Source organism: Marinobacter maritimus (assembly GCF_007671675.1).
In the GTDB taxonomy this organism is placed as follows: Bacteria; Pseudomonadota; Gammaproteobacteria; order Pseudomonadales; family Oleiphilaceae; genus Marinobacter; species Marinobacter maritimus.
The window spans coordinates 294,256-317,889 of the sequence record NZ_VCGW01000004.1 but is presented as its reverse complement, the minus strand read 5'-3'; the positions used below and the strand labels follow the sequence as shown (position 1 = coordinate 317,889).

The following is a 23,634-nucleotide window of genomic DNA, read 5'->3' as shown; positions in this document are numbered from 1 at the left end:
TAATCGGCTATTACAGTGCGCTGCGACCGCACAAATACAACGGCGGATTGCCGCCGAACGTGGCCGAACAGGCCTACTGGAAAACTCAAAAGATGGTGGCCTAAAACACTTGACCACTACAAAGGCACCTTGCTTTTATTGCTACTGCCAGCGGGCATTGCGCTAATGGGGCTTGCATGGCTGGTTCACGGCCTCTTACTGGACCGGATGTCCCGGGAATTCGTCGAGACACGTCTCAAGGATGAGGTCGCCTTTCTGGAGCATCAGATTCGTGATTCTGGCGGTCAATTGGACAGTCTCCAGACTGGTGACTATTTTCAGGAAGTCTTTCACCACGCCTTCGCCATACATTCTCCGTCCAGAACGATCATTTCCCCGGATTCCTGGGCACCGGTGTTAACGTCGTTAATAGAATCAGCAAAGGATGGGACCGTTCGTGTTCGGGATGCGGACACCGTCGAAGGCCCAAAGAGCATTCTTGCGTACCGAAAGTCGTTCCGGATCGGCGATACGCCGATTGTAGTGATCGTGTCCGAGGATCTTGGCGCACTGAAACGCAGCCAGGCAGAGTTGCACGGGTGGACGGCCATCGTCTCTATTCTGCTGATTCTGCTGTTGGTCGTTGTGATCTGGTTCGGTATCAATCTGTCCATGCGCCCTGTCGTCGAACTGAAGGCCACGCTGAAGCGACTTCAGGATGGCAAGGTCTCGCGGATTCATGTCCAAGCACCTGAGGAATTTCGACCGCTGGTCCAGCAGCTCAACCAATTGCTCGACTCGCTGGATCAACGCCTGGAACGATCAAGGGATGCGCTGGCGAATCTGTCTCACAGCGTCAAAACCCCCATTGCGGCCGTCCGGCAGATTCTTGAGGACACCAGTCGTCCGCTCTCCAACGATCTCCGCCTTCAGATGACCGCGAGACTCAATGACATCGACAAACAGCTTGAAGCCGAGATGCGCCGAAGTCGCTTTGCAGGGCCACAGGTTGGGAAAAGCGCTTACCCTCTGAAACAGGCACGGGATCTAGTCTGGATGCTGGGGCGACTATACCCGGAAAAGTCCTTTGAACTGTCGAGCTCCCTGCCGGAGGACGCCCGCTGGCCGATCGAGGAGCACGACCTGAATGAAATCATGGGCAACCTTCTGGACAATGCAGGCAAATGGTCGGAACGATGCGTGGAGCTGTCACTCGTTCAACACTCCGGAAATCTGCAGATCGGCGTAACAGACGATGGGCTCGGCGTCGCGGACGCTGAAATCGGCAATCTGGGTCGACGGGGGTTGCGGCTGGACGAGCAGACCCCAGGCCATGGCCTTGGGCTGGCGATTGTTCGAGAAATTGTCGAACGCTACAGTGGAACCCTCAACTTCTCACCTGCTCCGAAAAGTGGGTTGTCCGTGATAGTTGACCTTCCCAGGGCGGTCCCGGTGATCAATCGTTGACCCGGCCACCTGGTATGTGGTTAAGCGATCACATGTGGATAGTGTTTGTATAGAAAACTTTCCTCACCGTAATGCCTTTTTCAAGCTAGATTCAGCTTCGTCTGTTGTTATAGCGGGTCGCTTGAAGTCCGGTCTCTTAGCTAATTTTGATTTGCTCTCGAGAAGGGCGACAGCCACAATTTTCCAACATCCAGAGACGGCGCTTATAGATGAAGGTTCTAATTGTCGAAGACAACGCGGTACTCGCAGAAAAAATCTCCGTTTGGCTTGCGAAGGAAAACTTTACTGTAGATGTTGCCCAAAACGGAAAAGAGGCAAATTTCTTCGTAGAGACAAGCAGTTATCAGGCGATCATTCTGGATATAGGACTGCCCGACGAGAACGGGCTTTCTTTGATGCAAAAATGGAGAAGCAGTGGCAGAGATGAAGCTATTCTTATTTTAACTGCCCGCTCCAACTGGACAGAGAGAGTTGAGGGCTTGAATGCCGGGGCAGACGATTATCTTCCAAAACCCTTCGAATTCGATGAACTAAAAGCTCGACTTAGCGCCATAATACGAAGAAAAGACGGGCGAGCAACTGATAAGATCATCGTGGATGGTTTTCTACTTAATGCAACCTATAGAACCCTAACAACTCCCGATCATAAAGAGTTCAGACTAACCGCAACGGAGTACCGCCTTTTACAATGCTTTCTTCGCTCTCCTGACAGAGTTTTCTCACAGGACGAACTTGTTGAAGCACTCTATAATATCGAAAGGTGCCCAACCAGAAATGTCGTTCAAGTCTACATAGCCAGGCTCAGAAAGATACTCGGAAAAAAACGAATAAAAACATTGAGAGGACAAGGATATTACTTTGCAAGAGATTCTCTTCAAAAAAGGGTTGAAGCTTAAATGATTTTACTGTGATTTAACCATTTTCCTCAAGGACCAGGGCTCGCCAGATAAATGCGCTGGCCCACAAACCGGGCCAGCTTTCTCAACGATTAACCATTTCGGTGAAAAATACCAAATAGATTAAAAAGACTTAGTCCAGCCCAGCCAAAACTTCGGGTCGTCCGAACTGACCGAACCAAGTGCGTTACTTGAATCGATATCAGCGTACTCCAGATTAACACTAAAAGCTCCAAAGCTTCCCGCATCTTTGGTGACGTTAACAGCTGCATGTCCGTAGCTCGCCTCGCCAATAGACGCCTTGCCATCATCAGTGAAATCATAATAGCCAATCAAAACACCTGTGCTGAAATCGTCTTCCAGTGGCACATCAACTGATGCGTAATAATAGATATCGCCTGGAACGAACAGCCCTTCGCCGCTTACGTCGCTGTTTGCTGTGTAAGCAACACCTATAGATACAATGCTGTAACTCAACTCTCCGTATATTTCGCCAAAATCAATAGATTCAGGAGCATCAGGGTAAGAGTAATAAATGTAGCCAACATCGTAACCGATATCCTCAATTACACCGGAGAAGCCAGCATAAAGATCAAGCTCGTAGCTCGTCCCATCGCCGAAATCCACATTGGAGCCCCAGCCGCCAACATAAAGCCCCGACGCATGTTCGTAGTCAAGCCCGCCTTGCGTCGCCGTTGAGCCATCTGTTTGTGTCACACCGCGAAATAAGTAGTTGCTTGTTATGCCCAAATTAGCACTAACACCTGCGCTGGCAATTAACGGGACCGCTTGGAGAGTTACGAGCAAACCAACACTTAGCAAACAATCTTTAGTCGAGATACGTCTTTTCATCGTTTTTACCTTCTATTTGGGCAGCTTAGTTATTTGCGCATTGAATAACGCACCTATAATGCATACACGTTTTGTGCCACCTTTTAAAAAACTTATTCTATGAGCAATTATTGTCAAATCAGGGCCGCAGTTCATAAAAATGATTAAATATTCAACAATTCAATGCAATAAGCACTCTGCTTCAAGTGTTGCATTGCTCGTCGATAGTGCGCTCATCAATAATGCGCACCAAATAGGAACAAGAATTGAAAAAACGATGACTAAAATAGAACTATTTTTAACTTGGTAATTCTAGATTAGATATGGTTTTATGAAAAATCGAGGGAGGTCTGAATTAGCCATGAATACTGCAAAATATCTTAGTTAAGAATGCAGCTTTCCAACATTTTGCGCTCTGTCTTCCTTACGAGATTCATCAATACTAAAGCGCGACTTTCGCAATTTTTGGAAAATTAACAAAATCTACCATTAAATTAATCTTGGAGCCACGTAATTGCCCGTCTGGCTCCAAGTAAACAACGATAAATGTTATTGCTTTTCCAAGAGATCCCCAATCAACTCTTTAATCAATCTATGTTCTTCCTTCAGTTTTTTGATGGTCTCGCTCTCTTCCACACGATACTGGGAGGAACGTTCATCTATGCTCTTATTAGGATAGCTTCTTGCCTCGTTGTATCTGTCCGCTTGCCCTCCTGCGTGGGCTATAGAAGCACCACTTGCCACGAAAGAAGCTACTATAATCATGGATACTTTCTTCATAAAACGGCTCCGACATTTTTTTCAATTAGACCAGCAACATTCAATGGCCTTGGGTGTTTAGTAGAACATCGAAACTTTAAACACACTTGAAAATATATGCTGATGAAACGTTTTTTTTCAGCGGCTACCACAAGCTCAAAAGCCATTTAGGTCGGCTTTGATTTGATGACACTAAATCAAGTTATTCAAATGCCTAAGAACGATAAGACCAAGCCAGACCGATCTGAAGACCAGAGCGTCCCTCGCTCCGGCTCGCACCCGTTGCGGCACGCTTCGATTCCAACTATGCTTTCCGATCAGAGCACCTCTATGTGCCTTCAACTGAAGCCTTCCGCTCAATCGACAAAAGCACCTTCATGACAGCGCAGAAAAGCATCCGAAAAACTGTCCTCCAATATGGCATCGCTTTCAGCCTCTTGTATTTTTTACTAATTTTTTTCTCGCACACTTATGTAATAGAGCAGCTTTCGAACGAGTCCGGAAAACATCGCCTTGACAAGGAGGTGGAGAGTTTTCAAACCATCATTGAAAACGAAGTTCCGACGCCCGACGAGATTGGCAGCATGATTGATCGATTCCAATTGCTACTGGAGCACGCCCTCGTCGTCGAAGTGAAAGACGGAAGCATCATTGCCAGTAGCAACATAGATCAAACAACGTTGCGAATGGTTTCAAGAAAGCCGGCGGGCTTTGTAGAAATATCCCAAGGTGCAGATGGCCTTCTTGGATTGAAACGAGGTTTCGGAATTGACAGCCCGCTTTCGTCAGTCACCATCCTGGAAATGGAAAGTGGACTCGCCGAGCGATCCAGTGGGGCTCACCTGACCTTGCTGGCTGCCTCCGCATTATTACTTGTTGTTCTCTTGGCTCTGGTAGGCACCACTACTTACCTCGCTTTGAAACCGATCGAACACATCAAGGAAGACATGAGGAGACTGCAATCTGGCAAACAACCTCGTTTGAATCCTGACGCACCAGAGGAGTTCAGTCCGCTGATCAAACAGTTCAATAACCTACTTGAACTAGCAAGTCGTCGCCTTGACCGCCACCGCCGCCTCAATTCCGATCTTTCTCACATGGTCAAGACCTCGATCTCTGCCAATCTCGCAATCTTGTCAGACACTGGTTCATTACCTCCGTCCCGCGACGACATAGAGTTCATGACCTCCAACCTAAAGGATCTAAGCCGGTCCTTGAACTACCGCATGAGCAAGGCAGATATCTCCGGCAGGCAGATGGGGCAAACATGTTTGCCGATTGAAATAGCGAACAACGTCATTTCTGTCATGGAAAAAATCTTTCCCGATAAGAGTTTCCGTATTAATACATCCTTGCCGAATAACTTCAGTTGGCCCATGGAGCGTCAGGACCTATCAGAGTTATTCGGTAACCTGCTCGAAAACGGCGGGAAATGGAGTCAGGCTGAGATTGACGTTTCAATAAGCCAGACCGATTCCGGGCTAACGATAGAAGTTGCAGACGACGGCCCTGGGATTACTCCAGAAGCGGCCTCAAAAGTGATGGATAGAGGTTCCCGGCTTGACGAAACCGTTTCTGGATTTGGATTGGGACTGTCCATCGTGTCCGAAATACTAGAAGACAATTTCGGACGGATGAACATTGGCCCCTCAGAAACAGGGGGCGCCAGAATTACAGTTGTGCTTCCTTTCCCAGAGTAGAGCACAACCATAATTCCTCCGCCCCGCTATGACGGAGGGATTACCCTCCCCTGCTCGCGATCAAAACTGTGTATTTCCACCTCTCTTCTACCGTTGCATATCATCGAGTTTAGACCTTGAGAAGCGCGTGAATAGAGCCGGCAAAACAAAAAGCGTTAGGAAAGTCGCAGTCACGAGGCCACCTACAATCACGCTGGCCAATGGCTTCTGGATTTCCGCACCCACGCCCGTCGACAATAGCATCGGTATCAAACCGAGTGCCGAGGTTATTGCTGTCATCAAGACAGGACGCAAACGGGAGACGGCACCTTCAAACACCGCAGTATCCACGTTCAACCCATCCTGTATTCGCTGATTGATGCTTTCGACCATTACGACCCCGTTAAGCACCGCCACACCAAACAGTGTGATAAATCCAACGGAACTGGGCACCGAAAGATACTGGCCGGAGATCCAGAGTGAAAAGACGCCACCAATAACGGCAAGCGGCACGTTGACCAGAATCAACAGCGCTTGACCAACCGAACTGAAAGCAAAGTACAGCAACAGCGCGATCAGGCCCAGAGATACAGGTACCACAATGGTCAATCGCTTCTGAGCTCGTTGCTGGTTTTCAAACTGACCACCAATATCCACCGAATAGCCGGGGGGAAGGTTCACTTCTGTCGCGATGGTATCCTGAATATCGGCAACCACACTGCCCATGTCACGACCCTGCACATTAGACTGAATGACCACACGGCGCTGAACGTCATCGCGGCGCACCTGAGGCGGGCCGGACTCAATAGACACATCGGCCACATCACCGAGTCTCACCCAGGCTCCGGACGGCGCCTGTAACCTGAAATCGGCAATGGCATCCCGGTCTTCCCGGAAACGTTTGGCCAGACGCACATAGATATCGTACCGCTCATTTCCGTTGATGATCTGGCCCGCGGCGGCACCACCCAGTCCATCCCGGACGACACTCATCACATCAGACACGGCAAGTCCGTACCGGGAGAGTGCCTGACGGTCAGGCTGAACCACCAACTGCGCTTCACCAGCAATCTGCTCCATGGCCACGTCTCGTGTTCCCTGAACTGTTCGGACCGCCGCTTCAATCTGCTGGCCTTTCTCCGCCAGTACGTCGAGATCCGGGCCAAAGAGTTTGATGGCCAGTTGCGCGCGGACACCTGACAGCAATTCATCAACCCGAGTCGCGATAGGCTGAGAAAAGTTAAACAGTAGCCCCGGGTGTTGTTCGAGCTTCTCCTCAATCAAAGCCTGCAATTCATAGCGATTACTGGCGCTGGTCCACTCGGCTGTTGGTTTGAGACCAATATATATCTCGATGTTATTGACTGGTTCCGGATCGCCGCCTATTTCCGCTCGGCCAGCCCGGGACAGGGCGTAGGTCACCTCTGGAAATTCCATCAGCATGGCCTCCAGTTTCGGCGCCACTTCAAGCGCGGTATCAAGGCTTGATGAGGGGGCTAGCGTTACCCGGAGGTTAATGGTCCCCTCTTCCAATTCGGGGACAAACTCAGTACCGAGTCGCGGCACGACCAAGGCCGCCAGCACAACAAGGACAGCTGCTGCACCGACAACAGAGCGGGTGTGTTTCAACGACCAGTCAAGGCCCTTGCGATAAAGCTTTTCGAGGGGCTTTAAAATGAAACTTTCCCGCTCCCGAATACCCTTGCGAAACATAAACGATGCCAAGGCCGGCACAACCACCAGAGCAACGATCACAGCGGACACGATGGCCAACATTATGCTGATCGCCATTGGCTGAAAAAGCTTGGCTTCCACACCTTCAAAGCTGAATAAAGGCATGAAAACGACCAGGATAATCGCCGTCGCGAAAAAAATTGGTCGCGCCACTTCCCGGCCTGCCTCCTGCAGTCGAAGCGCAATGCCATGGTCATCGTGTGACGCGCCCAATGGGTCAGGGTCGTTTTTCACCAATTCATCCCGACGGGCGTCATGCTCAGCATCCGGATGCGTCAGATGTTTGAACATGTTCTCGACCATAACAACAGAGCCGTCCACCAGCATGCCAATTGCCACAGCAATGCCGCCCAGAGACATCAAGTTGGCCGAGAGACCGAACCAGGCCATGATCATCAGCGCAATACCGATAGAAATCGGTATAGAAAGCAGCACGAGCGTTGTTGCCCGAAGATTCATCAGAAACAGGGCAAGCACGATCGCAATAAACACAAAAGCCAACAGAAGTGCATTGGTCACCGTCTCTACGGCCTTGGTCACCAGATCCGCCTGGTTGTAATAGGGCTCAAAACGAACCCCACTCGGAAGCGCCTGATTTATGCGATCAATGCGGGCCTCGATGCCGTCGATGGTGGCTTTTGTATTGGCCCCCATTCGTTTGAGTACAATGCCAGAAACCACTTCACCCAGTTGTTCAACCTGACCGTCTTCATCCTTCCGGGTCATGGTCACCGCACCCTGGCGAATTTCAGTGCCCAGCGCTACCTGGGCGACATCGCTCACCGTCACTGTAATGCCATCACTGGTTTTAACGGGCACTTGACGGATTTGCTCCAGCCCCTGCTCGCCATTACCCAGCCAGCCCATACCGCGAATAACCAACTGCTCCTGTCCACGGCCCATATACCAGCCCCCAACATTGGAGTTGGTGTTCTCCAGGGCGTCCATGACGTCGTTCTGTGATAAGTCATAGGACAGCATTCGCGCCGGGTTCAGATTGACCTGGTACTGGCGGACCTCTCCGCCAAACGACAGAATCTCTGTTACCCCTTCAGCAGGTATCAGCAACAGCTTGACCAGCCAGTCGTGCAAGCTGCGTAATTCCATTGCGTCGTACCCCGAATCCGGGTCCGCTATCAGCAAGTACTGGTAGACCTGGCCGAGACCGGACGTATTCGGGCCCATTTCAGGCACCCCGACCCCGTCCGGAATCAGCTCCCGCGCGGCCTGCAACCGCTCGAACACCAGTTGGCGCGCGAAATAGATATCCGTGCCCTCTTTAAAGACCACGGTGACACCAGACAACCCGGTTTTGGAGATGGACCGAACCTCCTCAACATCCGGCAACGCATACATCACCGCTTCAATGGGATAGGTGATCAGTTGCTCGACTTCCTCGGCCGCAAGTCCGGGCGCCTCTGTATTAACAGCGACCTGGACGTTTGTAACGTCAGGGAAAGCATCAAGATTCAGTTTTGGGATCTGAAACGCGGCCGTGGCGATAAGCACTGCAAGCGCAATAAGAACCAACAGGCGGTTCTGAACCGCCCAGTCGACAACTCGGTTGAACATAATGGCTCCCGGAATCAGTGGTTGTGTGGGTCAAAGCCGCCTTTGGCAATTTCAGAGGCCACAAAAAATGCGCCCCGCGAAACGATCCGTTGGCCTGCAGTCAGGCCCGAAATTTCACGGAGTCCGCCAATTGCGCGACCCAGTTCCACTTCCACAGGCTCGTACTCCCCTTCAGCCTCTTCCACATAGACCGTCCAGTCGCCATCGGCGCCTCGCATCAACGCACTCTCCGGCACCGCAAGCACCGGCTCCGTGGTTTTAAAAAGGAAATACACATCTGCAAACATTCCGGGATGAAAACGATCTTCCGGATTGTCCAGCTCCAACCGAACAATTCGCGTGCGGGTCACAGCGTCAATGGTATGAGCTTCCTGGGATACCGTTGCCACAGCTACTCGGCCTGCAACTCTTACTTCCGCTTCGGCCCCTTGCTTAAGGACAATGTCGGAGTTTGCTGGCAGGTGAGCCTCTACCCAAAGTTCGCTTTCATTAGCCAGAGTCACCAGCGGTTGGCCTGCCTCAACTCTTTGTCCTTGCTCAAACTCATCGGTCAGCACTGCGCCATCCACGCGAGCTCTGAGCGTGTATTCACCGAGACTACCTACGCCGCTGGCCTTCAACGCACCAATGTCATCATCGTTTAGCCCATAAGCAAGCAGAGTCGCCCTCGCCGCTTCAATATTCGCTTTCGCCGTATTGAACCGCTGATCACCAACCACGGAACGACCCAGCCCGCTGATTCGCTCCCATTCAGGAAAAGCCTTCCTGTAATCAGCCTGCGCCTGTGCCACCGTCTCACTGAACAGGGTTACCAGTTGCTGACCTTTGGTTACGTGCTCACCCAATTCCACGTGACGTCTCAACACCACCGAGGCAACCCGGGGGGACACGTGATAGCTGGTATAGCCGTTGGTCAGCAGCTCACCGGGAGCGTAGATTTCATAGTCAACGCGCTTGCTCTCGAGGGTTGCTACCTCAATGCCGGCGAGCTCTTTCTGTTTGGCATTGATGCTTGCGGTAGTTGATTCTTCATGACCACCATCGCTCTCCTCTTCGTGGCCATGACCTTCTTCCTCTTCATGCTCACGTTCTTCAGCATGCCCGCCCTCATGCTCATCCTCTTCACCGGTACCTTCTCGATGATCGTCGCCACCGGCGGCATGATCATGGCCCGCCTCGTTATGCGCATCTTCCTCGGCCTGCACCAATGAAGGGGGAGCTATAAACAGCGTCAATACAAATACTGAAATCAGAGTTTTTTTCATGATGACTATCCAGTTTCCAGAATATTATTGGAAGGGGGTGATCAGTTCGCCAGACTGGCTCAAGAGTTCAATCAGGCCCAGCTGCGCCAGCTTTTCCAGTTCAATACCGGTTTTCAGGCTCTCCGCGCGCTGGCCTAACGCCTGGAGATACTCAGAGGTGGAGAGGTCGCCGACCTGCCACTGCTTCTCAAGCAAATCGGCACTTCGCTGTACACGCCCCTGGGATAGTTCTTTCCATCGACGAAGTTGCTTGTCGTATCGCTTCCAGGAAGCGCGAGCGCCTGCCAGGTCATATTGTTGTTTCCGGTAGAGCGCCTGAAACCGCGCTTCGGCCTCCAGAGCCCGTCGATTCGCGGCCCGGATTTCAGCGCTGTAGTTATTACGGACGTTCAGAGGGATCGAGAATGTCAGGCCAACCACGTTCTCGCCGCCGTCACGCCCTCCGCTCAGCCCTACTGTCGGCGATGCTGTGGCTTTGCGTCTCGCAACCTCTGCCTCACTTTTCAGCACCTGCCACTCGGCTCGAGCGACTGCAATTGACGGGTGTGACAGCAGATCAGCCTCACCAATCTGGGACTCCAGCGCTGGCCATATATACTCGGGGATTCCCCCATCCTGAGGCCTCCAGTCCGGCAGACGTTCTTGAACCTGAGTTTCTGCCCGATCAACTGCGGCCTTTGCCTGGGCGACTTCGCTCAACTGACGGGATAGATTTAGAAACAGAAGCTCTGCATCGGCACGCCCCAGATCACCTGCCTGCTGGCGCTGTTCAACCTGGTCCAGCAAAGCATCCAGGCGCTGCTGTTGGGATTCAGCAATTTCCTCAAACAGCGTAGTGGCGCGCCACTCGACAAGCGCAAACAATGATTCAGACGTTTGTGTCAGAACTGCTTCGCTCAAGCCAGCTTGCGCAGACAGCCTGATCAGCTTTGCCTTCTCCTGTAATGCGCCCTGTTGATCAGACCAATCGATCGTTTGTGACAGCCCTGCCTCAAAGTTATTCTCACTGCCCGTTCTGTCTGCTCCTACGGACAACTCCGGGTTATACAGCGGTTGTTCGCTTGCCTCAGCGTCCTCTTTCCGCGCTGCCGCCTGCTCTGTCGCTGCCAGTACCTCCGGGTGCTTGCTTATCTGGCCAGTGAGCCAATTCGCCCAATTAACAGTCTCAGCTTGACCGAACAGAGGAATGGACAATAGTACTGAACACAGCAACGCCCGAGGCGAGTGCTTGCTTGCCTTCATCGACTTTCTCCCGAAGCGATTAATAGCCAAAAATCATAGGTGTAAGGCGCCTATGACGAGGCAGGAAAAGATCGAGATAATAAGTGCAAACCTTGAAATGAGTTTGAATTCGGAAAAACAGTTCAGATATGAGTCGCTAAAAACTCTTTGTAGCGCTTCTCAATGAGGCTAACCCGGATTTCTCATAGGTCCCCGGCAAGTCTCGCAGACTGAACTGGTTACCGCTATGGCCGGTCGGTTTCGGCCATGCCTGCCCAATAAGTGATCAATTCCCGTTGTCCGGACACACGGCCCCCTTTCCCCCATTGCGTCGGGCCGGGGGAGCCCGGGCTTCTATCCCGGAACCAGACGGCGTACCAGGTCAGAGAGTTCGTCTTTGTAAGGATAGGCATCACTCATCAACACCCGTATGCGCCGAGTGTTGCGAATGATGACCGCGCCCACCTTGATCAGCTTCAGCCGCAGGTTACTGGCGCTCATGCGCTCGAAGGGCGTTTTCTTCAGGTGAGCGCGTAATCGCTCGAACAACGTGTAGGCAAAGCCCGACAGAAGCAGCCGCCACTGATTGGTCCACCACCGCGTGCTGGAGGTGCGATCTGCGAACAGACACAACTGCTGATCCTTGATCCGGTTTTCCATGTCACCCCGGGCACAGTATTGCTCGTAGTAGAGTTTAACGCCGTCGTCGTAACGGGAGCTGATAATGAACCTGGGGTTGGCACCCAGTTCGCCCTCCTCCAGACGCGCGATCACCCAGCGGGGGTGTTTCCAGGTTCGGGCCTGGTACTGGAACCGGTAGGTGGCAGAGACTTTTTCTCCCAACTCCCCGTGAGCCCTGCGAACCAGCATCGAGGGTACGTCCACCTCCTTGAGCAGCCGGCTGTTTTTGCTGATGCCCACAAGGTAATCCACGTTATTCCGGTCGCACCAGCTCAGCAATCGGGGGCGATAGAAGCCGCTGTCACCCCGGAACACGATGCGGGTATCCGGCCAGTACTGCCGGATGAACTTCACCAGCAGGGCCAGAATGGCCCAGCTGTGGCGGCTGTCGCTTCGATTGCTGGTGCGCAGGTAGCTCACCAACAGGTGACGGCCGCAGAACACGTACAGCGGGAAGAAACAATGGTGATCGTAGTAGGCGTTAAAGAACTTGCCGGGCTGGTCGCCATGCACTGGAATATCAGTGCCATCGAAGTCCAGCACAATTTCCTTGGGTGGAGTCTCGTGCTGTTCAATGAAGTGATGCCACAGCAGTTCGTGGGCCTTGACCACGGCCTGCCGGTCTACGCGCTGCTCCATTCGGCACAGTGTTGATTTGCCCGCCAGAATGGCCTCTTCGCCAGTCGCGGTCTGAAGTGCCTGGTCAGCGTAACGTTTCGTGATCGTTGAGGTCTTCGTACCCGGCAGCCACGCCAAAGACCCGCTGCCGGACCATGGTTTGAAGCTTGTGACGAACCAGCACGGGATTACGGGCATCGTCCAGCACCGTAGCCAGGCGCTGAGTGAGCTGGTGTTGATTGTCGACTTCCCGAAGCAAAAGCAGTCCGGCATCGGAGGTGATGTGACCACCGGAGAAATCGGCTTCAATTTGACGGCGAGACAGTGGCGAGAAGGTCAGTTTTTCAGGTACCATTTTGGATAGCGGCTTTTGGTGCTTGGTGAACGGTGTAAGGTCCTGAAACTATAGCACTTTCAGCCGCTTTCTTTTATCCCGTCATGAGAAATCCGGGCTAGATTTAGTCGATAACAAATTCTAACCACCTGCTTGGCAGACAACATGCCCAGAAAACAACAACGCCCTTCAATAAAACGGAAACTGCTTACTTTCCTGACGCTAACGGGTTTCGCGTGTACCGGGCTGATATTCTTCTCACACACCCTTTTAATCGACTATATCCATGACGAGCTTCACAGGCAGCAGCTAGAGGCTGCAGCTAACCGACTCTCAAAGATGCTAACAAATGATAAAGAAGAAATTACAAAATCCTCTCTCAGAAATTTTTCATTGTCTCAATATTCAGTTCACATCGAAGACAGTCAAGGTCGGAGTTTTACAAGCGAGAACATTAAACCGAAATTACAGGTGGTAGAATCGTTCAGAAAGCCTGGAATTTTTCACATATCGGATGATGATCGCTCAATCCTTGGCTACTACAGAATATTTAATAACAGACAAGATAAACTAAGCGTTACTATAATTGAAAAAAGCTCCTACTCACCAAACACGCTTGACAAAATCCACGTTCTTATATGGATAATATCTTTTACAATTCTCGTTACGATATCATTGATCATATTTATTGGGGTAACTATCGCACTAAAACCCTTAAAAATGATGAGTGCCCAATTAACGTCGCTTAAAAAGGGTCAGCGTAATAGACTGGATGAGAACGTACCTGAAGAATTCAATGAACTTGTCAAACATCTTAATCGTCTATTAGAGTCGTACGACAAAAAACTTACCCGTTCACGCCACCTAGCCGCAGATATTTCTCATAGCTTAAAAACCCCCCTTGCCGTCATAAACTCCATGATCAATGACGAAGCCATTCCCACCACAATCGCGAGTCAAATTAAGTCTCAACTGTCTGAAATGCACGAGCTGATCGACACTCAAATGAGAAAAACCGAAATGTCCGGTCAGTACATTGGAAAGGCGACACCGATCATTGAGAGAACTCTGGCACTGGTGGACGTAGTCAGTCGAATCTATCCTTACAAACAGATCCATCTTCAAGAAACATTACCCAGAGAGCTTGTCTGGCCAATTGATGAGCGTGATTTTAATGAGATCTTGGGTAATGTGCTTGATAACGCAAGCAAATGGTGCTCTCAGGAAGTTCATCTACACTTGAAACTTCACGATGACACTTTGACCATTCTTGTTGAAGATGACGGCCCCGGAGTAGCGTCACACCAACTCGCCGATCTTACCAAGCGCCAGAAAAGACTGGACGAAAAAACCCCTGGCTATGGCCTTGGCCTATCAATCGTTGAGGAAATCATCAATGACTACGGTGGTGCCATGCATTTTTCTTTATCACCCAAAGGTGGTCTTCGGGTTCTAATCGAGCTTCCCAGAAGCATTTGACGACTACAAGGGCAACTTATCCAGCTTTAGTCAGCGACCAGTAGGCATAGCAGCCCGATACACCAACGTCTCAACGTCAAAACTGTCACTTTGAACTGAGTTTTCATCCGGCGACATAAAGAATAACTCTGTATTGCCTGATACGGGGGACACCGGAACCGACGTTAGAAGACTTGTTGACTGCGTTTTGGGAGATTTCCCGGATCTCAGCGTCAACCAATCAACTCGAGTATCATAAACACCTATCATATCTTCGGCTGCACTGGATTCCTGTGGAATCCCGATATTAACTGCGTCCCCACCGGAGCGTACGAGCAGGTTCGGCAAAAATAGTGTTTGCCTCGGACTAAACACCAACTCAGGCGACACGTCGTAAGTCATACTCGTGCCTGCCACCCGGCTTCCAATCTCATAGTCCAGATGTGGGCCCTCGGTGCCAGCAGGGAAAAATGAAACCTTCCCTTGGGAGACGGTCACCATATTCAAAGGTCTCGGTTCGTTCTGAACAACGGCACCGATTACCCGGAACACTGGCGTGTACTGGCTTAATTCTTCATGAACGGCCTTCTCAAGATCAGGCCCGTTCGGTGAGATTGATATTTTATAGATCTCTGAACCAAACCCCTGCTCTGAGTAGAAAGACTGCCCGAGAATAGTTTCCCGGCGACCGTCAGCGTCCAAATCCTGCAATCCCAAGATTAAGGGAATGAAACCGATGGTTTCAGCCTTCCCCTCGGCCAACTGGATCAAAGAACTTGAAACACTACGGCCATTCCACTGATTCAAAATGAGGTAATATGAGTTCTCTGAAACGTACCAGTCCATTCGGATGACTTTCTCCCGACGGGGCACCTCAATGGACGCCAGGCTCTGAACAGCCCCGCTGGAATCAACAAGGAAAAAGCTGAGTTTGTTTCCATGCTCCGCCGCAAAATAGTAATCGCTGCCAGAACGAAACGCGGACAACGACTTTGCATTGATTGGCAGCTTCGCATATGGAGACGATGAAGCCTCCCCCTCAACTGAACCTACCCGATGTGCTTCAGCATCGGTCTGTACGATGCCGACCAACCAGGTGTTATTGTAGGTCGCAACGGCTTGACCTCTCCCGGTAACTTGAAAGCGCACCAATGGCACATCGTTTGACGCCTCTGGCTCGTCCCGCCACAAAAGATCAGGAAATCGGGCTTTCAACGCCGGCGTTACCGGCGTGGGATCGCCGACTCTGTCAGTAAACACCGCCGGAATACCGTAGAAGCGTTTCGATACAGCGCCAACGGAGGGCATCGTTCCAAACAGCACTTTCCCTACTGCTTGATCCTTTCCGATACTCTCGATACCGATGACTGCAAGGTTTTTCTCCGGGATGCCTGCATGATCAGGCTCCCGCAACACAACAAACAAATCACCTACCTCAACAGTGGCATCGTCGACTGTGAGGGAAAGCACTTTTTGATCACGATCTACCTGAATGACCTTTGCCTTTGCTGGATGCTCACGCTCAACCGCCTGTACCGCACCAGCTAGTAGTAGCATCAGGAACACAAATACTGCAGAACGAGTCATCATAGGAAAAAGTCACTTAATGCGGATTCATTTCGTATAACAAAAGCGGGGTGGCGCTCCCACCACCCCGTTCTTGTTAGAACTTGTACCTTACCCGACCGGCAACATGAACAATGTCCTGATCGCTTTTGCCGTCCTGTAAGGCAGTTTCCTCCAGCGCATCCATGGCATCGCCTGATGCCAGGTATGCAGCTTCTGCCGACAGCTCAAGCGAAGGGTATGGGAAGTACGAGACCTTGGAGCCAAATTCCAGTCCGAGATCTTTTGAGGACGATCCATCGGCAAGTGCAATGTCCTCAGCCAAGCGGTTGTAGACAATCATTCCGCTGACCGTAATATTGGCCGCTACTTTATGATCGAGCTGTAGCTTGTTCATGAAATACCCTTTGTCGAGGATATAGGGCGTTTCGGCGAAGTAGTCATCGCTCGTCATGTTTTCCTGAAAAATCATACTGTCGCTGAAGTCGACATCCGTGGCGATGAAGGCGTCGAAGTCCCCGTCTTGCTCATTGCCATCGCCCGATGCGTAGAGCACGGTGTACGTCAGTTGGTTTGGTCCAAATTGCAGCCCGAGCTCGCCGCGTCCCAGAACGGTCGAAAGGTCATAGTTCGTATTGGGATTCGTAGCACCATTCAATGGGACGAAATTTACACCTTCTATTGTTCCGCTTTGGCCAATCACCGTACCCTTCACGAACATGCGGCCTAGCGACGTCTCTTGACCATAATCCATCTCCACCCCAAAGCTGGAAACGGAATATTTGGAGTTATCAGCGATACTCTTCAGTTCATACTCCCTGCTATTTACCGTACCTACTCCCTCAGCAATTTGATCATTCATCTGATAGAGATAGAATAGGCCCGCGCTCAGGTTCGGTGAGTAACGCTTGTTCAGGTTGATCGCGAAGTTGTCCGCGCCATCCCAGCCTTCGTCCTGTTCTGAGTCGACGCCGCTCTCATTGGAAGAGTCACCTCGCCCCCATAACAACTGATAGTCAAATCCAGAGCCCAGTGAGCCTTTCCAAACAGCGGCTGTGGCGGTTTCAGTCCAGACATGTCGGTTCACTGACACTGGCTGCAAGCCCAGCGAGACGCGCTGGTCTAGCGTGTTGGGCACCAAGAAATCCACATAAGCCCACCGTGTTTCGATGTTCACACCATCACCGGAATAGTCGCCACCCGACCCCTCACCGTAGCGGATGCCACCAATCTCCGTCGCGAATACACCGGTAACTTTCTTGTCGTCGGAAGTTGCCTTCGCCCAGAAGCGATATTTGACCTCGCCGAAGCTCTCGGTCGGCTCGTCATCTTTCAGCGTACCGCCACCTGAGTTACCACCAGCAAACCAGTCTCTTTGATTGGTGTAGGCCTGAAAGCGGTTATCCATATCACCGTGGAATTCAACCTCCGCTGCCGTCGCGGCCCAACTTCCCGACAGTGTTGTCATCCCTGCAATCGCAGTGGCCAGAATGTTGCGCTTCAACGTATTCCCCTCCAGTTTCTTTCTTAATTGTTTGTGATATCCGATTCGTACGGATCGTGGCGCAAATCTTAAAACCAGCTAGAACAACGAACTAAAGGTCAAAAAAAAGGCGAGAATGAAGCATTCCCGCCATTAAATAACCTTAGTTAACTCACAAGTAGACTCTCACACGAACCTTAAATGAGCTTGAAATCCGGAAAAGATTTCAGATACGTCGGTCCCCCTGTATTCAGCGATCACGCTCGACTCTACATGGAAAACTTATGCTCGAAGCCCACACCAAATGTGGAGTCCTCAGAGTCGGCCAAGTCCGCCTCCACCTGAGACACATACGCATAGACCTTACTCTTGCTCGCCAGTTTATAATCGAGCCCCAAGGCCAGCAGGGTTAGCTCCTCGTTTGTTGTCTCGGCTTCGGTCAGTCCGTACTGTGCCTTGATCTTCCAACGCTCAAGATTAACGGCACCACCAACCAGATAAGACGTATCTTCTCCAGGGCCATCGCTTTCTTCTGCCAACTGGTAAACTGCGCCGATCTCGAAGTTGCTTAATCGGACCTTCCCTACGGTTCGCAGGATATTAAGACGACTATCGCCACTTGAATCGGCTTCCAGTGAATCTTCGATATCAGAATCGTAGGCAATACTTCCGTAAAAACGATCATTCTCAAACGTAAAAGAGCTGGAAACTGCATCCGCAGGTCCGTCGTTCTCTGCCCCAGCTGACTGCTCTTCACCCGGGATGACGGCAACACTAACGCCCACAGCATCAAACAGACGTGGAGAACTGTATTGAACAATGTTGCTGGTCCGATTTTCACCAGCCATGATATTTTTTATATCCGCCTGTAAGTCGTTGAACTGGTCAACCTTGCCCTGCGCTGACTTTAAAGGTGTGTCAAATTTTCCCGCAATCAGTGCACCGAGGTTCGCCTGCTTGAAGCCACCGTAAATATTACGCTGCGAGAAAGTCTGGCCATCCTTATCTCCATCATCAATCGATATTTCAAATTCTGCCTTGTAGATCGCCTCCAAGCCTTCGAGGTCGGTATTGAGCGCCCCTTTTACCCCCAGACGGGACGCATTACTCTGGAGCTTCCAGGTATCGCTATTACCGTCGTCCTGGTTTTCATACGAAACATTGGCTTTGCCGTACAGGATAGGACCTTCCCCCGCTAGTGCATTCATTGAAGTTACTGCAACCCCACCAAACACCAACATTGATAGACACTTTTTCATGGACACCTCTTCAGATTAGATAGATTCAAAATGACACTTGAAGTCTTTCAAATGCTGAGTAGATGGTGCTTTGCACTTATTGCAGAGTTGTTACATTTTTAAATTTTTTCTTTGTATTTCAACAACCTAAAACCAAAACCTTTTATTATATCCTTTGACACTGAATTGAACTTGAATATAAGCGGCTGTCTTCGTACATCGCGTCGTGGGCACGGAAGCGCTTTCCGTCTGACGCCAGGTCATTCACTAAATTCTTCTGTTCGCTCCCTGTGGTGGCCCCCGCTAAACCGGACACCACCTTGTTAATTTGATGCCAGCTCTGCCCGGTATTCCCCGGGCGATCTAATTGTTCCGCCCGTTCACGCCCTTTTTCCAGCGACCGGCCTGCCAAGACAATGTCGCTGTCGATCCGTTGCCCAAGAGTGTTGCAATAGCCGCCCCTGCAGCTCCGTAGCTACCAAGGATTAGTACGCTCTTGTTGCCCTGCCTCATCGTTGCTCAAACTCCTTTTAATGTACTCCAGTTCAACTCTTTAGTTACTACAGGGTCATACCGCAAGTCGTCGAATCGCGGTGGGTTCACCAGTGTCGTCAAAAACTAACAACTTAACGTTGACCCTGTAGTGACTACAGGGTTTTAAATAACGGAACTTGTGTGAGAACCGGAGCCGCGAAAATGAGCAAACCCTGCGATGGACAGTGTGGCAGCGAAGATTCTGTCGTTAACAATGAGCTTCAGAGCCCCGTCACCGCCGAAACAGACAGCCAGCTCAGCACCTACAGCGTGCCGAAAATGGATTGCCCCTCAGAAGAGCGAATGATTCGAATGGCGCTCACGGGTTTTGACAACATTCAGTCACTCTCATTCGACCTATCGAATCGAAAGCTGGAAATTATCCATCAAGGCGAAGTCGGACCTATTACCAGCAAACTGGAAACCCTGGGTCTGGGCGCTTCCTTGCAGAGGACAGAAGACGCCAGCGCTGAATCCGTCAGAGCGGCTGAATCTTCTAAGGCCAACGAAAGCGAAGAGTCCGGCACTTTATGGATACTGCTGGCAATCAACGCACTGATGTTTCTGGTCGAGATGACGATGGGCCTGATCGCCCAGTCCGCTGGCCTGATTGCAGACTCGCTAGACATGCTTGCCGATGCCGCCGTCTACGGTCTCGCGCTTTACGCCGTTGGGCACGGCATCAAAATGCAGGTCAGAGCGGCGCATGTGGCTGGCATACTCCAGCTTATCCTTGCCGCTGGGGTACTGGTTGAAGTTGGCAGGCGCTTTCTGTTTGGCAGTGATCCCCAGTCGTCAATGATGATGGCCGTCGCATCTGTGGCCCTTATTGCCAACATCAGTTGCCTGCTCCTGATCGCCAAACACCGTGACGGCGGTGCTCACATGAAAGCCAGCTGGATATTTTCGGCCAATGATGTGGTTATCAATCTGGGAGTTATCCTTGCAGCCCTTCTTGTTGCCTGGACCGGCTCCAACTACCCGGATCTGGTTATTGGCGGTATTGTGGGAGGCATTGTACTCATTGGTGCCAAGCGCATCCTTGCGCTAAAAGGATAATTCGATGTCTGAAGACCGTTCTCGCTTTTTTACGCTCACTTTTCTCGGCTTTTCGGCACTTATAGCTCTGGCCGACCAACTTATTAAATGGCTCGTCCAGCAATCCATGGCTTACGGACAATCGGTTGAGATCACCCCTTTCTTTAATTGGGTGCACGTATGGAATAAAGGCGCTGCCTTCAGTCTCTTTGCCGATGGCGGTGGCTGGCAGCGATATTTTTTTATTGCGATAGCCATTGTCGTCTCGGCTGTTCTGGTCAAATTGATTCGGGACAGCCATAAGCGAACCGAAGCACTAGCCTATTCGATGGTACTTGGCGGTGCATTTGGAAATGTCATCGACCGAGTTTTTCGAGGCTATGTTGTCGATTACCTGGATTTTCATTGGCAATCCCGGCACTGGCCGGCGTTCAACCTTGCCGACGTGTTCATCGTCCTGGGCGTGGCCATGATTTTGGTCACGAGCTTCACAGCCGAGAAAGGTGCCGGGAATAACATGGAAAATCGCCAGAATGGCTAGTTTTCGCGCGGTCGCAACACTCGCTAAGCCCTCTGAGCCAGGCTTAGCGAGTGTTGCGACTACGTTTAATTGAACAGCAACGACCAAGGAGAAAACAATGGGCCACGAGCATGCTCACATGTCACCGGATACTAAGGATAAGAGAGTTGCAGTAGCTATCTGGGCGAACGGTATCCTAACCTTGGCTCAGATCGCTGGAGGGATCTTCGCTGGCAGCTTGGCGCTGATAGCCGACGCTATACACAACTTTTCGGATATGGCGTCACTATTTATCGCATTTGCGGCGCGGAAGATTGCACGCCGCCCGGCCGACTCGAAGATGACCTTTGGCTACGGGAGAATTGAGGTTGTTGCGGCACTCATAAATTACACCACTTTGATAATGATCGGGGCATATTTGATCTACGAAGGTGGCATGCGATTCATAGATCCCCCGGAAATCAAGGGGTGGTGGGTAGTTTGGCTTGGCATTATCGCATTGGTAGTGGATGGTTTGACCGCGCTGCTTACTTACTCCATGCAAAAGGACAGCGTCAACATCCGTGCGCTGTTTCTACACAACTTGTCTGATGCGTTTGCGTCAATTGCAGTCGTTGTAGGCGGCGCCCTGATTCTCCTGTACGACATGCGTTGGGTTGATCCCGCGATCACAATTGGTATCGCAAGCTATATTCTCTACCTGGGTCTAACGGAAATCGGCGGAACCATCCGGACACTCATGCTGGGTAGTCCATTGGATATCGACACAGATTCTGTCATCGAGGCTTTATCAAACGTAGAAGGCGTTTTAGACCTTCACCACGTACATTTCTGGCAGATGGGTGAGCATGATGCCTCCCTCGACGCCCATGTGGTGGTCGAAATAAGTGCCTGGAATGAACTTGAAAAAGTCAAGGGTGGGATAAAACGAACTTTGGAAAACGAGTTCGGCATCACTCATTCAACATTGGAGTTTGAACATCCTGATCACAGTCACAAAGATGCCCATACTTATGGCCATGGCTAGCAGGGCTGCTGAAAAGGGTACCGTGTGGCAGATATGCTGCGAATGGCCGACATTCCACTCGGTTACGAGCACGCCATGCGAGACGTAATTGAACGCCACCAGGTCTGGGCCTACCTCATCGCTGTTGTTTTCGGACTGTCTGTGGATTGGACATCGTCCCTCGGTGACAGTGTGCCGGATTACTTAATCTGGGGGTTGCTCGGAGTTCTGCTCTACGCCACATTTACTCAAACACCGTTGACCCACCTGTCTGATATGTTCCGGGACCGTCGGTTCATGGGTGCCTTGCTCACCGGAAATTTTCTGGTCATGCCGGCGATCACTGCCTTGCTGATATTGGCGCTGCCGGACAATGACGCGCTGAAGTTGGGAGTGCTTCTGGTATTGCTGATGCCCTGTACCGACTGGTTTGTCACCTTCACTCACCTAGGCAAGGGGGACAGCACCCGAGCCATTGCGGCAACACCGGTTCTGCTGATTGCTCAACTGGGTCTTCTTCCACTTTACCTCTGGCTTTTCATGGGTAATCAGTTCGACGTGAATCTTGAGCTTGGGCGGCACCTCCTGCCGGCCTTTGGCGGGCTGATTATTGTCCCGCTTATCCTGGCATTTCTGACTGAAAAATGGGCCGAAAACTCCAGAAAAGCCATCGGGTTCATTCGCTTCATGGGTCTGATGCCGGTCCCTCTGCTGACAGTCGTACTGTTCATCATCTCAATGACACAGGTCAGCCAGATCGACAGTACCGGCTCACTTATCTGGCCCTTGATGATTCTGTTTCCGGCCTATCTTCTAGCTGCGGCTCTGGTTGGAAAGGCTCTGCGCCGGGTCTTTCGATTACCGGTAGAAACCGGTCGCACCGTCATCTTCAGCCTAGGAACACGCAACTCCTTCGTGGTTTTACCTTTGGCACTGTCAATGCCAGAGGCCTGGGCTGTGGCCGTCGTGGTGATTGTCGTCCAGTCTTTGTTGGAACTGTTTGGAATGATGCTTTATCTGCGGTGGGTGCCTAGTCGGCTGCTACCGGACACCTGAATAATCTGAAACCCGTAAACTCATTTAAAATAGGAAGATCTCCCGTGCAAACCCGAACCCTGGTCATCAGTCTCCTTCTTTTTTGTCTGGTTGTCTTTGCTGGTGCTTTTGTTATTTACGATCGCTCCCAGGGCACTAATGAACCCGCCGTTGTTGAAAAAACGCCACTGGTGAGGGATTACTCTCCCGTTATTGGCCCTGAGGACGCGCCGGTAACCATTGTCGAGTTCTTCGACCCATCCTGCGAAGGTTGTCGCGCCATGCATCCCTATGTGAAACAGATTCAGGCTGCCTACCCGGACAACGTGCGTCTGGTACTGCGCTACGTATTGTTTCACAAAGGCTCGGAAGAGGCCGTCAGAATTCTGGAAACCGCCCGTGAACAGGGAATCTATGAACCGGTGCTTGACGCTGTTATGGAAGCACAGCCGAAATGGCACGATGATCCAAAGGTCACCGCAGCATGGGATGCGGCGGCGTCAGCCGGGCTTGACGTAGAAGCCGCCCGGGCCGGTATGAACTCACCCGAGATTGACGGCATTATTCAACAGGATGCTGCGGACGTTAAGGCGGTTGGAATTTCCGGAACCCCAACATTCTACGTTAACGGAGACATCTTGAGCCGCCTGGGGCCTCAGGAACTGTACGACCTGGTGACATCCAAGGTAGAGTCACTGGAATAACAACAAAACCGGCAAC

Annotated in this window: 17 protein-coding genes and 1 pseudogene; 9 read left to right on the top strand and 9 right to left on the bottom strand. The window is 51.2% G+C overall.

The genetic code is table 11. The features are described from left to right. The first annotated feature begins 165 nt into the window (after positions 1–165). Positions 166–1,446, top strand: coding sequence for an ATP-binding protein (locus FFI90_RS16585; protein WP_226595800.1), 1,281 nt, complete (start codon positions 166–168; stop codon positions 1,444–1,446). A gap of 209 nt (positions 1,447–1,655) precedes the next feature. Then, a complete protein-coding gene (locus FFI90_RS16580; RefSeq protein WP_004581714.1) occupies positions 1,656–2,342 on the top strand; it encodes a response regulator transcription factor in 687 nt (228 codons plus the stop codon). 123 nt (positions 2,343–2,465) lie between these two features. Here the strand turns inward: FFI90_RS16580 and FFI90_RS16575 are convergent, their stop codons facing one another. Both FFI90_RS16575 and FFI90_RS16570 read right to left on the bottom strand, forming a co-directional pair. Beyond that, entirely contained in the window at positions 2,466–3,194 is a 729-nt protein-coding gene (locus tag FFI90_RS16575; protein ID WP_004581713.1) for a TorF family putative porin, read from the bottom strand. A 528-nt stretch (positions 3,195–3,722) separates the two neighbouring features. Further along, positions 3,723–3,953 carry a hypothetical protein gene (locus FFI90_RS16570; protein ID WP_004581712.1) on the bottom strand — a complete coding sequence of 77 codons (231 nt, stop codon included), beginning with the start codon at positions 3,951–3,953 and terminating at the stop codon, positions 3,723–3,725. Between the two features lie 356 nt (positions 3,954–4,309). On the opposite strand from FFI90_RS16570, the gene FFI90_RS16565 reads away from it, so the two are divergent. Continuing rightward, positions 4,310–5,632, top strand: a complete 1,323-nt coding sequence (locus FFI90_RS16565; RefSeq protein WP_144779537.1) for a sensor histidine kinase — start codon at positions 4,310–4,312, stop codon at positions 5,630–5,632. Positions 5,633–5,719: 87 nt separating this feature from the next. On the opposite strand, the gene FFI90_RS16560 is transcribed toward FFI90_RS16565, so the two are convergent. The 4 genes and pseudogenes from FFI90_RS16560 to FFI90_RS16545 form a co-directional block, all read right to left on the bottom strand. After that, positions 5,720–8,917, bottom strand: a complete 3,198-nt coding sequence (locus tag FFI90_RS16560; protein WP_144779535.1) for an efflux RND transporter permease subunit — start codon at positions 8,915–8,917, stop codon at positions 5,720–5,722. A 14-nt stretch (positions 8,918–8,931) separates the two neighbouring features. Further along, on the bottom strand, positions 8,932–10,182 hold the full coding sequence (locus tag FFI90_RS16555; RefSeq protein WP_004581709.1) for an efflux RND transporter periplasmic adaptor subunit: 1,251 nt from the start codon (positions 10,180–10,182) through the stop codon (positions 8,932–8,934). A 24-nt stretch (positions 10,183–10,206) separates the two neighbouring features. Continuing rightward, positions 10,207–11,424 carry a TolC family protein gene (locus tag FFI90_RS16550; protein ID WP_058092801.1) on the bottom strand — a complete coding sequence of 406 codons (1,218 nt, stop codon included), beginning with the start codon at positions 11,422–11,424 and terminating at the stop codon, positions 10,207–10,209. Between the two features lie 333 nt (positions 11,425–11,757). After that, positions 11,758–13,057, bottom strand: a pseudogene (locus FFI90_RS16545) (IS1380-like element ISMaq4 family transposase). A gap of 144 nt (positions 13,058–13,201) precedes the next feature. On the opposite strand from FFI90_RS16545, the gene FFI90_RS16540 reads away from it, so the two are divergent. Then, entirely contained in the window at positions 13,202–14,515 is a 1,314-nt protein-coding gene (locus FFI90_RS16540; RefSeq protein ID WP_094625952.1) for an ATP-binding protein, read from the top strand. A gap of 30 nt (positions 14,516–14,545) precedes the next feature. Here the strand turns inward: FFI90_RS16540 and FFI90_RS16535 are convergent, their stop codons facing one another. The 3 genes from FFI90_RS16535 to FFI90_RS16525 all read right to left on the bottom strand — a co-directional run bounded on the left by FFI90_RS16535 (position 14,546) and on the right by FFI90_RS16525 (position 18,802). Continuing rightward, positions 14,546–16,084 carry a hypothetical protein gene (locus tag FFI90_RS16535; protein ID WP_058341920.1) on the bottom strand — a complete coding sequence of 513 codons (1,539 nt, stop codon included), beginning with the start codon at positions 16,082–16,084 and terminating at the stop codon, positions 14,546–14,548. 73 nt (positions 16,085–16,157) lie between these two features. Beyond that, the gene (locus tag FFI90_RS16530) at positions 16,158–17,564 is read right to left on the bottom strand and encodes a hypothetical protein (RefSeq protein ID WP_058341921.1); all 1,407 of its coding nucleotides are present in this window, start codon (positions 17,562–17,564) and stop codon (positions 16,158–16,160) included. A 248-nt stretch (positions 17,565–17,812) separates the two neighbouring features. Beyond that, positions 17,813–18,802: a porin gene (locus tag FFI90_RS16525; protein WP_226595805.1), complete on the bottom strand. Its 990-nt coding sequence runs from the start codon at positions 18,800–18,802 to the stop codon at positions 17,813–17,815. A gap of 675 nt (positions 18,803–19,477) precedes the next feature. Between FFI90_RS16525 and FFI90_RS16520 the strand changes: the two genes are divergently transcribed. From FFI90_RS16520 to FFI90_RS16500, 5 genes are all read left to right on the top strand, one after another. Next, positions 19,478–20,374 (top strand): cation efflux transmembrane domain-containing protein, encoded by an 897-nt coding sequence (locus FFI90_RS16520; protein WP_023011861.1) that lies wholly within the window; start codon positions 19,478–19,480, stop codon positions 20,372–20,374. A gap of 4 nt (positions 20,375–20,378) precedes the next feature. Beyond that, positions 20,379–20,894 (top strand): signal peptidase II, encoded by a 516-nt coding sequence (gene lspA, locus FFI90_RS16515; protein ID WP_023011862.1) that lies wholly within the window; start codon positions 20,379–20,381, stop codon positions 20,892–20,894. A 97-nt stretch (positions 20,895–20,991) separates the two neighbouring features. Then, positions 20,992–21,900: a cation diffusion facilitator family transporter gene (locus FFI90_RS16510; RefSeq protein WP_008169406.1), complete on the top strand. Its 909-nt coding sequence runs from the start codon at positions 20,992–20,994 to the stop codon at positions 21,898–21,900. A gap of 33 nt (positions 21,901–21,933) precedes the next feature. Then, complete coding sequence (locus FFI90_RS16505; RefSeq protein WP_206769037.1) at positions 21,934–22,935, top strand: arsenic resistance protein; 1,002 nt, start codon at positions 21,934–21,936, stop codon at positions 22,933–22,935. 44 nt (positions 22,936–22,979) lie between these two features. Next, complete coding sequence (locus FFI90_RS16500) at positions 22,980–23,618, top strand: DsbA family protein (RefSeq protein WP_011786689.1); 639 nt, start codon at positions 22,980–22,982, stop codon at positions 23,616–23,618. Positions 23,619–23,634 lie beyond the last annotated feature (16 nt).

Bases quoted from the DNA above. Each gene is read 5' to 3' on its own strand.
- FFI90_RS16535 (WP_058341920.1), bottom strand. From the start codon at position 16,084: ATGATGACTCGTTCTGCAGTATTTGTGTTCCTGATGCTACTACTAGCT.
- lspA (WP_023011862.1), top strand. From the start codon at position 20,379: ATGTCTGAAGACCGTTCTCGCTTTTTTACGCTCACTTTTCTCGGCTTT.
- FFI90_RS16575 (WP_004581713.1), bottom strand. From the start codon at position 3,194: ATGAAAAGACGTATCTCGACTAAAGATTGTTTGCTAAGTGTTGGTTTG.
- FFI90_RS16520 (WP_023011861.1), top strand. From the start codon at position 19,478: ATGAGCAAACCCTGCGATGGACAGTGTGGCAGCGAAGATTCTGTCGTT.
- FFI90_RS16565 (WP_144779537.1), top strand. From the start codon at position 4,310: ATGACAGCGCAGAAAAGCATCCGAAAAACTGTCCTCCAATATGGCATC.
- FFI90_RS16585 (WP_226595800.1), top strand. From the start codon at position 166: ATGGGGCTTGCATGGCTGGTTCACGGCCTCTTACTGGACCGGATGTCC.
- FFI90_RS16510 (WP_008169406.1), top strand. From the start codon at position 20,992: ATGGGCCACGAGCATGCTCACATGTCACCGGATACTAAGGATAAGAGA.
- FFI90_RS16580 (WP_004581714.1), top strand. From the start codon at position 1,656: ATGAAGGTTCTAATTGTCGAAGACAACGCGGTACTCGCAGAAAAAATC.
- FFI90_RS16555 (WP_004581709.1), bottom strand. From the start codon at position 10,182: ATGAAAAAAACTCTGATTTCAGTATTTGTATTGACGCTGTTTATAGCT.
- FFI90_RS16525 (WP_226595805.1), bottom strand. From the start codon at position 18,802: ATGAAAAAGTGTCTATCAATGTTGGTGTTTGGTGGGGTTGCAGTAACT.
- FFI90_RS16560 (WP_144779535.1), bottom strand. From the start codon at position 8,917: ATGTTCAACCGAGTTGTCGACTGGGCGGTTCAGAACCGCCTGTTGGTT.
- FFI90_RS16550 (WP_058092801.1), bottom strand. From the start codon at position 11,424: ATGAAGGCAAGCAAGCACTCGCCTCGGGCGTTGCTGTGTTCAGTACTA.
- FFI90_RS16570 (WP_004581712.1), bottom strand. From the start codon at position 3,953: ATGAAGAAAGTATCCATGATTATAGTAGCTTCTTTCGTGGCAAGTGGT.
- FFI90_RS16505 (WP_206769037.1), top strand. From the start codon at position 21,934: ATGCTGCGAATGGCCGACATTCCACTCGGTTACGAGCACGCCATGCGA.
- FFI90_RS16540 (WP_094625952.1), top strand. From the start codon at position 13,202: ATGCCCAGAAAACAACAACGCCCTTCAATAAAACGGAAACTGCTTACT.